This window comes from Streptomyces altiplanensis, assembly GCF_053591575.1.
Window position 1 is genome coordinate 14,860 of the sequence record NZ_JBSFUB010000061.1, and the last position, 14,128, is coordinate 28,987.

Annotated in this window: 12 protein-coding genes; 8 read left to right on the forward strand and 4 right to left on the reverse strand. The window is 72.0% G+C overall.

Annotated elements, in window-relative coordinates; translation table 11 throughout:
- Positions 1-22: 22 nt before the first annotated feature.
- From ACWD0Y_RS24025 to ACWD0Y_RS24040, 4 genes are all read left to right on the forward strand, one after another.
- The gene (locus ACWD0Y_RS24025) at positions 23-661 is read left to right on the forward strand and encodes an AIM24 family protein (RefSeq protein WP_450262382.1); all 639 of its coding nucleotides are present in this window, start codon (positions 23-25) and stop codon (positions 659-661) included.
- Positions 661-1,311 (forward strand): AIM24 family protein, encoded by a 651-nt coding sequence (locus tag ACWD0Y_RS24030; protein WP_450262383.1) that lies wholly within the window; start codon positions 661-663, stop codon positions 1,309-1,311. Before ACWD0Y_RS24025 ends, ACWD0Y_RS24030 begins: the two co-directional genes overlap by 1 nt.
- A complete protein-coding gene (locus ACWD0Y_RS24035) occupies positions 1,308-2,084 on the forward strand; it encodes an AIM24 family protein (protein WP_450262384.1) in 777 nt (258 codons plus the stop codon). Before ACWD0Y_RS24030 ends, ACWD0Y_RS24035 begins: the two co-directional genes overlap by 4 nt.
- 106 nt (positions 2,085-2,190) lie before the next feature.
- Entirely contained in the window at positions 2,191-2,667 is a 477-nt protein-coding gene (locus tag ACWD0Y_RS24040) for a MarR family winged helix-turn-helix transcriptional regulator (protein WP_450262385.1), read from the forward strand.
- 145 nt (positions 2,668-2,812) lie between these two features.
- Here the strand turns inward: ACWD0Y_RS24040 and ACWD0Y_RS24045 are convergent, their stop codons facing one another.
- Both ACWD0Y_RS24045 and ACWD0Y_RS24050 read right to left on the reverse strand, forming a co-directional pair.
- On the reverse strand, positions 2,813-4,222 hold the full coding sequence (locus tag ACWD0Y_RS24045) for an ATP-binding protein (protein ID WP_450262386.1): 1,410 nt from the start codon (positions 4,220-4,222) through the stop codon (positions 2,813-2,815).
- Positions 4,219-4,881, reverse strand: a complete 663-nt coding sequence (locus ACWD0Y_RS24050) for a response regulator transcription factor (protein WP_093798994.1) — start codon at positions 4,879-4,881, stop codon at positions 4,219-4,221. The genes ACWD0Y_RS24045 and ACWD0Y_RS24050 overlap by 4 nt, the downstream gene beginning before the upstream one ends.
- Positions 4,882-4,995: 114 nt before the next feature.
- Here ACWD0Y_RS24050 and ACWD0Y_RS24055 point away from each other — a divergent pair, with 114 nt between their 5' ends.
- Positions 4,996-5,541 carry a PepSY domain-containing protein gene (locus ACWD0Y_RS24055; protein WP_450262387.1) on the forward strand — a complete coding sequence of 182 codons (546 nt, stop codon included), beginning with the start codon at positions 4,996-4,998 and terminating at the stop codon, positions 5,539-5,541.
- A gap of 319 nt (positions 5,542-5,860) precedes the next feature.
- Here ACWD0Y_RS24055 and meaB read toward each other — a convergent pair whose 3' ends face one another.
- Together meaB and ACWD0Y_RS24065 are read right to left on the reverse strand one after the other, a co-directional pair.
- The gene (gene meaB, locus ACWD0Y_RS24060; protein ID WP_450262388.1) at positions 5,861-6,817 is read right to left on the reverse strand and encodes a methylmalonyl Co-A mutase-associated GTPase MeaB; all 957 of its coding nucleotides are present in this window, start codon (positions 6,815-6,817) and stop codon (positions 5,861-5,863) included.
- Positions 6,818-6,878: 61 nt separating this feature from the next.
- Positions 6,879-8,081, reverse strand: a complete 1,203-nt coding sequence (locus ACWD0Y_RS24065) for an acetyl-CoA C-acetyltransferase (protein WP_450262389.1) — start codon at positions 8,079-8,081, stop codon at positions 6,879-6,881.
- Between the two features lie 135 nt (positions 8,082-8,216).
- Between ACWD0Y_RS24065 and mce the strand changes: the two genes are divergently transcribed.
- From mce to ACWD0Y_RS24080, 3 genes are all read left to right on the forward strand, one after another.
- The gene (gene mce / locus ACWD0Y_RS24070; RefSeq protein ID WP_093798998.1) at positions 8,217-8,657 is read left to right on the forward strand and encodes a methylmalonyl-CoA epimerase; all 441 of its coding nucleotides are present in this window, start codon (positions 8,217-8,219) and stop codon (positions 8,655-8,657) included.
- A gap of 177 nt (positions 8,658-8,834) precedes the next feature.
- On the forward strand, positions 8,835-13,037 hold the full coding sequence (scy, locus tag ACWD0Y_RS24075; protein ID WP_450262390.1) for a polarized growth protein Scy: 4,203 nt from the start codon (positions 8,835-8,837) through the stop codon (positions 13,035-13,037).
- A 122-nt stretch (positions 13,038-13,159) separates the two neighbouring features.
- Positions 13,160-14,098 (forward strand): coiled-coil domain-containing protein, encoded by a 939-nt coding sequence (locus ACWD0Y_RS24080; protein ID WP_138896371.1) that lies wholly within the window; start codon positions 13,160-13,162, stop codon positions 14,096-14,098.
- Positions 14,099-14,128 lie beyond the last annotated feature (30 nt).

Below are 14,128 nucleotides of genomic sequence, written 5' to 3' on the forward strand. Positions count from 1 at the left end.
GGCTCGCGGGTACCGTCGTCCCGTGGCTCAGTTCCGACTCCAAGGCAGCAAGGTGCTCGCCGTCGACATGACCGGCGATGCCGTCAAAGCGAAGAACGGCTCGATGGTCGCGTACGACGGCCGGATGGCCTTCAAGAAGATGTCCGGCGGCGGTGAGGGCATGCGCGGCATGGTGACCCGGCGCCTCACCGGTGAGCAGATGACCGTGATGGAGGTGAAGGGCCACGGCACGTGCTGGTTCGCCGACCGCGCGAGCGAGATCAACCTCGTCTCGCTGCGCGGCGAGAAGCTGTACGTCGAATCCAGCAACCTCCTCTGCACGGACGCGGGCCTGCGCACCGGCACCTCCTTCACCGGGCTGCGCGGCGGCGCGACCGGGGGCGGCCTGTTCACCACGACGGTGGAGGGCACCGGGCAGGCGGCGATCATGTCGGACGGCCCGGCGGTCGTCCTGCGCGTCTCCTCCCAGTACCCGCTCCAGGTCGACCCCGGGGCGTACATCGCGCACCAGGGCGACCTCCGGCAGCACTTCCAGTCCGGCGTGAACTTCCGTACGTTCATCGGCGAGGGCTCGGGCGAGGCGTTCCAGATCCGGTTCGAGGGCGAGGGGCTCGTCTACGTGCAGCCCAGCGAGCGCAACACCGTCGGGGGCGACGTCTGATGCCGTTCCGCGAGATCAACTCCAGGATGGTCGAGGCACGGGTCACGCCCGGCCAGAAGATGTTCAGCCAGCGCGGCGCGATGCTCGCGTACCGGGGCGACGTCTCCTTCACGCCGAACATGCAGGGCGGCCAGGGCGGCGTGATGTCCATGATCGGCCGGCGCGTCGCCGACGAAGCCACGCCCCTCATGACGGTCGAGGGATCGGGCACGGTGCTGTTCGGCCACGGCGGTCACCACATCCAGGTGATCAACCTGACCGGCGACACCCTCTACGTCGAGGCGGACCGCCTCCTGGCCTTCGACGGCACCCTCACCCAGGGCACGATGTTCATGGGCTCGCAGGGCGGCGTCATGGGCATGGTGCGCGGCCAGGTGACCGGTCAGGGCCTGTTCACGACGACCCTCAAGGGCCACGGCGCGGTGGCGGTCATGGCGCACGGCGGAGTGATCGAGATCCCCGTCACGCCCCAGCGGCCCGTGCACGTCGACCCGCAGGCGTACGTCGCGCACCACGGCGACGTGCGCAACCAGCTCTCCACCGCACTGGGCTGGCGCGACATGGTGGGCCGCGGCTCGGGCGAGGCGTTCCAGCTGGAGCTGTCCGGCAGCGGCGCGGTGTACGTACAGGCCTCGGAGGAGAAGCTGTGACCGGCCCCGTGATCTTCGACCCGCACACCCTCCCCTCCGACGACAACGTCACCCCCTACACCTTCTGCGTGGAGCTCAAGGGGAGCCAGTGGTTCCTCCAGAAGGGCAAGATGATCGCCTACTACGGGCGCATCGACTTCAACGGCATCGGCCACGGCCGCTTCGACCGCCTCGTGCGCACCAGCTTCCACTCGCCGCTGCACGCGAGCGACTGGGTGGTGGCGGAGGGCCAGGGCAAGATGCTGCTCGCGGACCGCGCGTTCGACGTCAACTCCTTCGACCTCGACGACGGCAACCTCACCATCCGCTCCGGCAGCCTTCTGGCGTACGAGCCGACGCTCGCCCTGAAGCAGTCGATCGTCCCGGGCTTCCTCACCCTCATCGGCACCGGCAAGTTCGTGGCGGCCTCCAACGGCCCGGTCGTCTTCATGGAGCCGCCGATCCGCGTGGACCCGCAGGCCCTGGTCGGCTGGGCGGACTGCCCGTCCCCCTGCCACCACTACGACCACGGCTACATGACCGGCGTGATGGGCGGAATCAGGTCACTGACCGGCATCGGCGGCACGTCGGGCGAGGAGCACCAGTTCGAGTTCGTGGGGGCCGGCACGGTCCTGCTCCAGTCCACCGAACTCCTCATGGCCGAGCAGGCCACGGGCACCGTACCGACGGAGCCGGGAGTGCCCGGCGGCCACGGTGCGGGACAGGGCCAGTCCGGCGGCGCACCGCGCCTTCCCGGTCAGCTGGGGGACCTCCAGCGTCGCTTCGGCCTGTGAGCGGTAGTCTGCGGAGTGTGACGTCGAACGTCTGCGCCCTTGTCACGTACGGGCGTCACATTCCGTGACTTCGTCAAGAATTCAACTTCTTAGGTAGAATCCATACATGGAGACCGAGACGGCCACCCCCTGGCTGACCGATGCCGAACAGTGCGCCTGGCGTACCTACCTGGACGCCAACCGGCTGCTGACCTACCAGCTCGAAAAGGATCTTCAGCCGTACGGGCTGACCATCAACGACTACGAGATCCTGGTCAACCTCTCCGAGTCCGACGAACGCCGGCTGCGGATGAGCGACCTCGCGGCAGCGACCCTCCAGTCCAAGAGCCGGCTCTCCCACCAGATCACCCGCATGGAGAGCGCGGGACTGGTCCGCAGGGAGAACTGCGAGTCCGACCGCCGCGGCCTGTACGCCGTACTGACCGACCAGGGCAGCGCGACCATGAAGCAGGTCGCTCCGCACCACGTGGAGTCCGTGCGCCGGCACTTCATCGACATGCTCTCCCCGGAGGCGCTCGCCCAGATGAAGGCCGCCCTGACCCCGGTGGTCGAGCAGTTGCGGGGCCGGCGAGGAAAGGTCTAGGCGGCCGGCAGACGCGGCGCGAAGAGAGCACCGCCGCGCGCCCAGCCCCCCACGCACCATTCGGCCCAGGAGTCTCCCGGGCTTCGCGCCGCTGCGCCGGACTCCGTCCGCCGGCACAGGCACCACACCGCCCGGGCCGCCGCCGTCAGAAATCCCCCGGAGCAGCCGGCAGACGCAACACGAAGAGAGCGCCGCCACGCTTTCCTTCACCCACGGACAACGAGCCACCGTGCCGCATCGCGACATCGCGCGCGATCGCCAGACCGAGCCCCGCGCCACCGTCGTCGCGGGTGCGCGCGTCGTCCAGCCGTACGAACCGCTCGAAGATCCGCTCGCGCTCCGCCGCCGGAACCCCCGCACCGTCGTCGGCGACCCCGACCACCACCGCGCCGCGCTCCCCCCGCACGGAGACCTCGACAGAACTCCTCGCGTGGCGCTGCGCGTTGTCGAGCAGATTGCCGAGCACCCGCGCCAACTGCCCGCGCGACCCGGCGACTTCGAACGCCCCCTCGCCCACGACCGCCACCGGCACCCGGTCGGCCCGCTGCGAGACCTCTTCCCTCACCAGCGCCCCCATGTCCACGCGCCCCGGCCCCGGCCGCTCCCCCGCGTCCAGCCGGGCGAGCAGCAGCAGGTCGGCGGCCAGCCCCTGAAGCCGCACGGTGTCCCCCACCGCGCCCTCCACATCGAGCAGCTCCGGGTGGGCCGCGCCCACTTCCAGCTGCGTCCGCAGCGAAGCGATCGGACTCCGCAGCTCGTGCGAGGCATCGGCGACGAACCGCCGCTGCCGCTCCACCGAAGCCTCCAGCGCCGCGAGCGTCTCGTTGGTCGTCACGGCCAGCCTCGCCACCTCGTCGTGCGTGTCGGGCTCCGGCACCCGCCGCGACAGGTCCTCGGAGGCAGTGATCGCGGCCATCTCCCGCCTGATTCCCTCCACGGGCCGCAGGGACCGCCGCGTCACGAGCCAGGTCACCCCGCCCACCACCACGAGCAGCACCGGCAGACCGATCAGCATGGCCTCCCGCACCGTGCCGACGGCGTCCTGCTCGGTGGCCAGCGGCGCACCGGCGTACACCGTGACGGTCTGCCCCCGGGGCGTCGTCGCCTCGACGGCCGCGAACCGGTAGTCGGCCCGGTCGCCGTCCACGGTCGCGCTCCCCGACGACAGCCGGGGGTCGTCGCCCGAGACCTCTCCCCGCCCGGGGTCCTCGTCATCGCCGTCACCACCCCCCGCACCGCCCCCGACCCTGACCTCGGGGCTCCCGGCCCCCTCGATCGCCTCCAGGTCCTCGCTCACGGCCACCACCTTCCCGTCCTCCCCCACCACCTGCACCGGACGGTCGTCGGGCCACTCCACCTCCCCGTACGGACGCCCCACGGCCACCTGCGAGGCCACGTTCTGGGCGTCGACCTCGGCCTGGAGGTCGGCCTGGTCGATCAGATTGGCCCGCAGCACCAGCAGCACGGCCAGCCCGGCGGCCACCAGTGCCACCGCGACGACCACGGTCGCCCCGAGCGCCGCCCTGGCCCGTACGGACCCGAAGAGCCGCCTCATCCCGCCACCAGCCGGTATCCGGCGCCGCGCACCGTCTGGATCCGCCCGGCGCCCAGCTTCCGGCGCAGGGCGCTCACGTACACCTCGACGATGTTCGGGTCGCCTTCGTACGCGAAGTCCCACACGTGTTCCAGGATCTGCGCCTTGCTGACGACCTCACCGGCCCGCACGGCGAACTGCTCCAGCACGGCGAACTCCTTCGTGGTGAGCACGACTTCTTCCTCCCCGGCATACACGTGCCGGCCGGCGGTATCCATCCGCAGATCCCCCACCACGACCACCGGCGAAGCCCCGGCACTCGCCCGCCGCCGCAGCAGCGCCTTGACCCGGGCGACGAGGACCACGTACGAGAACGGCTTCGTCAGATAGTCGTCGGCGCCCGTGTCGAGCCCCTCCGCCTCGTCGTACTCCCCGTCCTTGGCGGTCAGCATCAGGATCGGCACGTCGTTCCCCGCGGCCCGCAGCGCCGCACACACCCGGTACCCGTTCATGCCGGGCAGCATGATGTCCAGGATGACGAGGTCGTACGAGCCCTCCCCGGCCCGGTGCAGCCCTTCGAGCCCGTCGTGCACCACATCCACGGCGAAGCCCTCGGCGGTGAGCCCCTTGGCCAGGGCCACCGCGAGCCGCCTCTCGTCCTCCACGATCAACAAGCGCATGCGCCAAGGTTCGCAAACCGAACCTGAAGGCGCCTTCAGCCGGCTTCAGCTGCCCTTCAGCATCACTCAGCCAGGTTGGTCCCCGTAGCAACCGACCGCTCTGGAGGAACCCTCATGAAGCGCAAGCTCGTCATCGCCACCGCCGCCACCGCCCTGCTCCTCGGCGGCACCGCGACCGCATTCGCCACGTCGGACGACGACGCGAAGCCGGCGCCGGCCACGAGCACGATCACCCTCGACGAGGCGACGGCGGCGGCCGTGAAGTCCACGCCGGGCACGGTCACCGGCGCCGAGCTGGACGACGACGCCCCGGTCTGGGAGATCGACGTCTTCGGCAAGGACACCAAGTGGCACGACGTGGAGGTGGACACCAAGAGCGCGAAGGTGATCCACGTCCACACCGAGGACGACGACGACCGCGACCGCGCCCCGAAGGACGCGAAGGTCACCATGCGCGAGGCCGTGGCGGCAGCCCTCAAGGCCCAGCCGGGCACGCTGACGTCCATCGACCTGGACGACAGCGCCTGGGAAGCCGAGGTCCAGTCCAAGGACGGCAAGCAGCACGAGCTGAACGTCGACGCCACCACGGCCAAGGCGACCCCGGACCAGGACGACGCGGACGACGCGGACGACGCGGACGACGACAACGACTCCGACTGACACCGACCGCCCGCAGACCACCCACCGGCGCGGGGGCGGCGCCCAGGACGCGCTGCGCTGATCCGGGGGCAGCCCCGGGGTGCGCGGTGCCCGCAGGCCACCACCCGCCGGCGCGAGGGGGCGGGCCGCGCAGGGGGCGGTGTCCGGGACGTGCTGCGCCTGCCCGGGGGCAACCCCCGGACCCCCGGCCGACGGCCCGGGGACTGCCCGCCGGCGCGAGGGGGCGGGCCGCGCAGGGGGCGGTGTCCGGGACGTAGAACGTGATGTGTGCGCAGGACGCCGGTTTCGCACAAGGCCCCGCGGCGCCGCCCCAAACCGCCTACGCCTCGGTAATCCCCGCCACCAGCTCGTCCGCCGCCGCGTAAGGATCCAGCTCCCCCGCCACGATCCGCTCCGCCAGCACCCCCAGCCGCCGGTCGCCCCGCAGGTCACCGATCCGCTCCCGCAGCGCGGTGACCGCGATCGTCTCGACCTCGTGGGCCGCCCGCTTCGCCCGCCGCTCCGCCAGCACCCCGTGCTCCTCCATCCACGCCCGGTGCTTCTCCAGCGCCTCGACGACCTCGTCGACACCCTCGCCCCGCGCCGCCACCGTCTTCACGATCGGCGGCCGCCAGTCCCCGGGCCCCCGGGACTCCCCGAGCCCCAGCATGTGGTTGAGCTCCCGCGCAGTCGCGTCGGCCCCGTCCCGGTCGGCCTTGTTCACGACGTACACGTCACCGATCTCCAGGATCCCCGCCTTCGCGGCCTGGATCCCGTCCCCCATCCCCGGTGCCAGCAGCACCACGGACGTGTCCGCCTGCGAGGCGATCTCCACCTCCGACTGCCCGACTCCCACCGTCTCGACCAGCACCACGTCACAGCCCGCCGCGTCCAGCACCCGAATGGCCTGCGGCGCGGCCCAGGCCAGCCCGCCCAGGTGCCCCCGGGTGGCCATCGACCGGATGTAGACCCCCGGATCCGACGCGTGCTCCGACATCCGCACCCGGTCGCCCAGCAGCGCGCCGCCGCTGAACGGCGACGACGGGTCCACCGCCAGCACCCCGACCCGCTTGCCGGCCCGCCGGTACGCCGATACGAGCGCCGACGTGGAAGTCGACTTACCGACTCCCGGCGACCCCGTGAGCCCCACCACATACGCACCGCCGGCGAGCGGAGCCAGCGCCGCCATCACCTCACGCAGTTGCGGGGACGCCCCCTCGACCAGCGAGATCAGCCGGGCGACGGCCCGGGGCCGGCCCTCTCGCGCCTGAGCCACCAGCCCGGGGACGTCCTGCATCACAATTCCGCTCCTTGAATCGGCGAACCGGCCTGCCCGCAAAGGCCTGCCTGCGAAAGGATTACTTGCCCGCGACCTTGATGATCAGCGCATCACCCTGACCGCCACCACCGCACAGCGCGGCGGCACCGACGCCCCCGCCCCGCCGCTTCAGTTCGAGCGCCAAGTGCAGCACGACCCGCGCGCCGGACATTCCGATGGGATGTCCCAGGGCGATCGCACCACCGTTGACGTTCACCTTTTCCGGGGAAATTCCGAGGTCCTTCATTGACTGGACCGCAACCGCGGCGAAGGCCTCGTTGATCTCCACGAGGTCAAGATCCTCAACCCCGATCCCCTCCTTGCCGAGCGCGTGCGCGATGGCGTTGGAAGGCTGCGACTGGAGCGAGTTGTCGGGCCCGGCGACGTTCCCGTGGGCCCCGATCTCGGCGATCCACTCCAGCCCGAGCTCCTCCGCCCTGGCCTTGCTCATGACGACCACGGCCGCCGCGCCGTCCGAAATCTGCGAAGCGGTCCCGGCGGTGATCGTGCCGTCCTTGGCGAAAGCGGGACGCAGCTTGCCCAGCGACTCGACGGTCGTCTCGGGCCGGATTCCCTCGTCCTTCGAGAAGAGAACCGGCTCGCCCTTGCGCTGCGGAATCTCGACGGGCGTGATCTCCGCCTCGAAGAGGCCGTTCTTCTGCGCGGCGGCGGCCCGCTGGTGCGAAAGCGCCGCGAATTCGTCCTGCGGTCCGCGCGCGATTCCGAGCCGGGTGTTGTGCTTCTCCGTCGACTCTCCCATCGCGATGCCCTCGAAGGAGTCGGTCAGCCCGTCGTGCGCCATCGAGTCGAGCATCTCGATCGCGCCGTACTTGAAGCCCTCGCGGGACTTCGGAAGCACGTGAGGAGCGTTCGTCATGGACTCCTGGCCACCGGCGACGACGACGTCGAACTCACCGGCGCGGATCAGCTGGTCGGCCAGGGCGATCGCGTCGAGCCCCGACAGGCAGACCTTGTTGATGGTCAGAGCGGGCACGGCCATGGGAATCCCGGCCTTCACCGCCGCCTGACGGGCGGGGATCTGCCCCGCCCCGGCCTGCAGCACCTGCCCCATGATCACGTACTGGACCTGGTCCCCGCCGATACCGGCCCGCTCCAGGGCCGCCTTGATGGCGAACCCGCCGAGGTCCGCGCCGGAGAAGGATTTCAGCGAGCCGAGCAGCCGACCCATGGGCGTACGGGCACCGGCGACGATGACAGACGTAGTGCGGTTCGTTCCAGGCATGAGGCACGGCCCCTTGGGATGAGGAGTGAACGAGGGTTTACCTCAATGTACTGAGCGGTACGGGCCCGGTCACCGGGCAGCGAGTGTGATCGCGCGCACGTTGCGTAACCACTCCAACCGCGCTGCACTGAACCCATGCTGACGCGAATCGACCACATCGGAATCGCCTGTTTCGACCTCGACAGGACCATCGAGTTCTACCGCTCGACCTACGGCTTCCAGGTGTACCACTCGGAGGTCAACGAGGAGCAGGGCGTGCGCGAGGCCATGCTCAAGATCAACGAAACGTCCGACGGCGGCGCCACGTACCTCCAGCTCCTGGAGCCCACCAGGGAGGACTCCGCGGTGGGAAAGTGGCTGGCCAAGAACGGTGAGGGGGTCCACCACATCGCCTTCGGCACCCCGGACGTGGACGCCGACGCGGCGGACATCCGCGAGAAGGGCGTACGGGTCCTCTACGACGAGCCCCGCATCGGTTCGATGGGGTCCCGCATCACGTTCCTGCACCCCAAGGACTGCCACGGCGTACTGACCGAACTGGTCACTTCGGCCCCTTCCACCCCCGAGGAGCACTGACCCCCGGATTCCACGGCCGGTAGAGTGGGCGGTTCCGGTCCGGGGCCGGACCGGGGCCTGTGACTCATGCCTCGCAGTTGATCTGACACCATTCCCCCCGGGGGGCCGCCCGTGCCGGGGTGGCGCTTGTTCGGAGAGTCGGAAGAGTTGCGACCAGGGGACGGATGGGACCGCGCAGTGCGGGGCTACGAACGCCAGGAGAGCCAACAGCGGGGTGAAACCGACCATCTCTCGCGGTTCGAAGCCGAGATGGACCGGCTGAAGACCGAGCGGGAGAAGGCGGTTCAGCACGCCGAGGACCTCGGTTACCAGGTCGAGGTGTTGCGCGCCAAGCTCCACGAGGCGCGCCGCAACCTCGCGTCCCGTCCTGCCTACGACGCGGCGGACATCGGTTACCAGGCCGAGCAGTTGCTCCGTAACGCCCAGGTCCAGGCCGATCAGCTGCGCACCGACGCCGAGCGCGAACTGCGCGACGCCCGGGCGCAGACGCAGCGGATCCTCCAGGAGCACGCCGAGCACCAGGCACGGCTCCAGGCCGAGTTGCACACGGAGGCGGTCACCCGTCGTCAGCGGCTCGACCAGGAGCTCGCCGAGCGCCGGCAGACCGTCGAGGCGCACGTCAACGAGAACGTGGCGTGGGCCGAGCAGCTGCGCGCCCGTACCGAGGCGCAGGCCCGCCGGCTCCTGGAGGAGTCCCGCGCCGAGGCCGAGCAGGCGCTGGCCGCCGCCCGCGCCGAGGCCGAGCGGGTCGCCCAGGAGGCCCGCCGGCGCCTCGGCGCCGAGGCCGAGAACGCCCGCGCCGAGGCGGAAGCGCTTCTGCTGCGCGCCCGCAAGGACGCCGAGCGCCTGCTGAACGCCGCCTCCAGCCAGGCGCAGGAGGCGACGGCCCACGCCGAACAGCTGCGGACGTCGACGAGCGCCGAGTCCGACCAGGCGCGCCGTCAGGCCGCCGAACTGAGCCGCACCGCCGAGCAGCGGATGCAGGAGGCCGAGACGGCGCTGCGCGAGGCGCGCGCCGAGGCCGAGAAGGTCCTGACCGAGGCGAAGGACGCGGCGGCCAAGCAGCTGACGACGGCCGAGTCCGTCAACGAGCAGCGCACCCGTACGGCCAAGACCGAGATCGCCCGGCTGGTCGCGGAGGCCACGAAGGACGCCGAGGCGCTCAAGGCGGAGGCCGAGCAGGCCCGCGCCGATGCCCGCGCCGAGGCGGAGCGGCTGGTGGCCGAGGCCGCCGAGAAGGCCCGTACGGCCGCCGCCGAGGATTCGGCGGCCCAGCTCGCCAAGGCCGCCCGTACCGCCGAAGAGGTCCTGACCAAGGCGTCCGACGACGCCAGGGAGACCACCCGCAAGGCGTCCGAGGAGGCCGAGCGGATCCGCCGCGAGGCCGAGGCCGAGATCGAGCGGCTGCGCAGCGAGGCGGCGGCCCAGGCCGACCAGCTCAAGGGCGCGGCCAAGGACGACACCAAGGAGTACCGGGCCAAGACGGTCGAGCTGCAGGAGGAGGCGCGCAGGCTGCGCGGCGAGGCCGAGCAGCTGCGGGCCGAGGCGGTCGCCGAGGGCGAGCGGATCCGCGGCGAGGCCCGCCGTGAGGCCGTCCAGCAGATCGAGGAGGCGGCCAGGACCGCCGAGGAGCTGCTGACCAAGGCGCGGGGCGACGCGGACGAGCTGCGTACGTCCGCCTCCGCCGAGAGCGAGCGCGTCCGCGGCGAGGCCATCGAGCGCGCCGCGGCGCTGCGCAAGCAGGCCGAGGAGACCCTGGAACGCACCCGCGCCGAGGCCGAGCAGCTGCGCACGGAGGCCGAGGAGCAGGCGGCGGGCACCACCGCCGACGCCGAGGAGGCCGCCCGCGCGCTGCGCGAGGAGGCCGAGCGCGTCATCGCCGGCCGCCGGTCCGAGGCCGCCGAGGAGCTGACCCGGCTGCACGCCGAGGCCGAGCAGCGCGTCGCCGCCGCCGAGCAGGCACTGGGCGAGGCCAGGACCGAGGCCGAGCGGCTGCGCCGGGAGGCCGGCGAGGAGATCGAGCGGCTGCGGGTCGAAGCGGCGGAGCGGGTGCGTACGCTCCAGGCGCAGGCCGAGACGGAGGCGGAGCGGCTGCGCACCGAGGCGGCCGCCGACGCCTCGCAGTCGCGCGCCGAGGGCGAGGCCGTCGCCGTACGGCTGCGCAGTGAGGCGTCGAACGAGGCCGAGCGGCTCAAGACGGAGGCGCAGGAGAGCGCGGACCGGATCCGGTCGGAGGCCGCCGCCGCGGCCGAGCGGGTCGGGGCCGAGGCCGCCGAGGCCCTGGCCGCCGCCCAGGAGGAGGCCGCGAGGCGCCGCCGGGAGGCCGAGGAGACGCTCGCCGCCGCCCGCGAGGAGGCCGAGCAGGAGCGTACGCAGGCCCGCGAGCAGAGCGAGGAGCTGCTGGCGTCCGCCCGCAAGCGGGTCGAGGACGCGCAGACCGAGGCGCAGCGCCTGGTCCAGGAGGCGGACTACCGGGCGACCGAGCTGGTCGCCGCCGCCGAGCAGACCGCGCAGCAGGTACGGGACGCGGTGGCCGGGCTGCACGAGCAGGCCGAGCAGGAGATCGCCGGGCTGCGCAGCGCCGCCGAGCACGTGGCGGAGCGTACGAAGACCGAGGCGCAGGAGGAGGCGGACCGGCTCCGCGCCGAGGCGTACGAGGAGCGGGAGCGGGCCACCGAGGACGCGGCCGGGATGCGCCGGCAGGCGCAGGAGGAGACGGACGCCGCGAAGGCGCTCGCGGAGCGCACGGTCGGGGACGCGATCGCGGAGGCGGAGCGGCTGCGTTCCGATTCGTCGGAGTACGCGCAGAGGCTCCGTACGGAGGCTTCCGACGCGCTGGCTTCGGCCGAGCAGGACGCGGCCCGTTCGCGCGCCGAGGCCCGCGAGGACGCCAACCGCATCCGCAACGAGGCGGCGGCGCAGGCGGACCGGCTGATCGGCGAGGCGACGGGCGAGGCCGAGCGCATGGCGGCCGAGGCCGTGCAGTCGCTGACGGCCGCCGGGCAGGACGCGGCCCGCATCAGGGCCGAGGCCGAGCAGATCAGGGCGGACGGCGAGGCCGGGGCCGAGCGGCTGCGGGCCGAGGCGCGCGAGGAGGGCGAGCGCGTCCTCGACGAGGCGCGCAAGGCCGCCGACAAGCGACGCGGCGACGCCGCGTCCCAGGCCGACAAGCTCGTCTCCGAGGCGAGCGGCGAGGCCGAGCGGATCCTCTCCGACGCGAACGGCGAAGCGGAGCGGCTGCGCGCCGAGGCCGAGCGGGTGCGCGGCGACGCGCGCCAGGAGGCCGAGCGCGTCCTCGACGAGGCGCGCAAGGCCGCCGACAAGCGACGCGGCGACGCCGCGTCCCAGGCCGACAAGCTCGTCTCCGAGGCGAGCGGCGAGGCCGAGCGGATCCTCTCCGACGCGAACGGCGAGGCCGAGCGGCTGCGCGCCGAGGCCGCCGAGATGGTGGCCTCCGCCCAGCGGGCGGCGGAGCGCATCAGGTCCGACGCCGAGAAGGTCAAGGCGGACGCCGAGAAGGCGGCGGAGCGGATGCGCGGCGACGCGCGCGCCGAGGCCGACCGGCTGCTCGACGAGGCGCGCCAGGCGGCGTCCAAGCGCCGCGCGGACGCGGCCGAGCAGGCCGACCAGCTGATCGCGAAGGCCCAGGAGGAGGCGCTGCTCGCCGCGACGCGGGCCGAGGAGCAGGCCGACACGATGGTCGGCGCGGCCCGCAAGGAGGCCGAGCGGCTGGTGGCTGAGTCGACGATCGAGGGCAACTCCCTGGTGGAGAAGGCCCGTACGGACGCCGACGAGCTGCTGGTCGGGGCCCGCAGGGACGCGACCGCCATACGGGAGCGGGCGGAGGAGCTGCGCTCCCGTACGGAGAGCGAGATCGAGGAGCTGCACGAGCGGGCCCGCCGGGAGACGTCCGAGCAGATGCGGACGGCGGGCGAGCGGGTCGACAAGCTGGTGAAGGCCGCGACGGAGCAGCAGGCCGAGGCCGAGGCGAAGGCGAAGGCGATGATCTCCGAGGCGAGTTCGGAGGCGGGCAAGGTCCGTATCGCCGCGGTGAAGAAGGCCGAGGCGCTGCTCAAGGAGGCCGAGCAGAAGAAGGCCGAGCTGGTACGGGAGGCCGAGCGGATGCACGCGGAGGCCGAGGCGGAGGCGAAGCGCACGGTCGAGGAGGGCCGGCGTGAGCTCGATGTGCTCGTACGCCGCCGCAAGGACATCCAGACCGAGATTTCCCGCGTCCAGGACGTACTTGAGGCATTGGAGTCTTTTGAGACACCCGCGGGGGGTGGCAAGACGGCATCGAACAGCGGCTCCGCCGCAGGTGGAGTCAGAGCGGGCGCAGGGTCGGGCAACACTCGTTCGGGTGGCAAGTCTTCGGACAGTTAGCCACTCGAAAGAGGTGTCATTCTCCGGACCAAACCTCCATTGGCTCGGTGACACGCCGCCCGGGCCCCTAGGATTCCCCCTAGCACCCCACCGGTCTCATTCGACAGGAACCCAGGAACCCCATGAGCGACACTTCCTCCCCCTTCGGCTTCGAGCTCGTGCGGCGTGGTTACGACCGCGGTCAGGTGGACGACCGCATTACCAAACTCGTCGCCGACCGTGACAGTGCTCTGGCCCGAATCACTGCTCTGGAAAAGCGCATCGAGGAACTCCACCTCGAGACACAGAACGCCCAGGCCCAGGTCAGCGATGCCGAGCCGTCGTACGCCGGTCTCGGTGCGCGTGTCGAGAAGATCCTCCGTCTCGCCGAGGAGGAGGCGAAGGACCTGCGTGAGGAGGCCCGTCGCGCCGCCGAGCAGCACCGCGAGCTCGCCGAGTCCGCCGCGCAGCAGGTGCGCAACGACGCCGAGTCGTTCGCCGCCGAGCGCAAGGCGAAGGCCGAGGACGAGGGTGTCCGTATCGTCGAGAAGGCCAAGGGGGACGCCTCGACGCTGCGCAGCGAGGCGCAGAAGGACGCACAGCAGAAGCGCGAGGAGGCGGACGCCCTCTTCGAGGAGACCCGCGCCAAGGCCGCCCAGGCCGCCGCGGACTTCGAGACGAACCTGGCCAAGCGCCGCGAGCAGTCCGAGCGCGACCTGGCTTCGCGCCAGGCCAAGGCCGAGAAGCGTCTGGCCGAGATCGAGCACCGCGCCGAGCAGCTGCGCCTGGAGGCCGAGAAGCTGCGTACGGACGCGGAGCGCCGTGCCCGTCAGACGGTGGAGACCGCGCAGCGCCAGGCCGAGGACATCGTCGCCGACGCCAACGCCAAGGCCGACCGGATCCGCAGCGAATCGGAGCGCGAGCTGGCGGCGCTCACCAACCGCCGTGACTCGATCAACGCGCAGCTGACCAACGTCCGCGAGATGCTGGCGACGCTGACCGGTGCGGCCGTCGCCGCCGCCGGCGCCCCGGCCGACGACGAGCCGATCACCCGCGGCGTCCCGGCCCAGCAGACCCGCTAGCCCGAAGCGGAAGCAAGCAGGCCGTAAAAG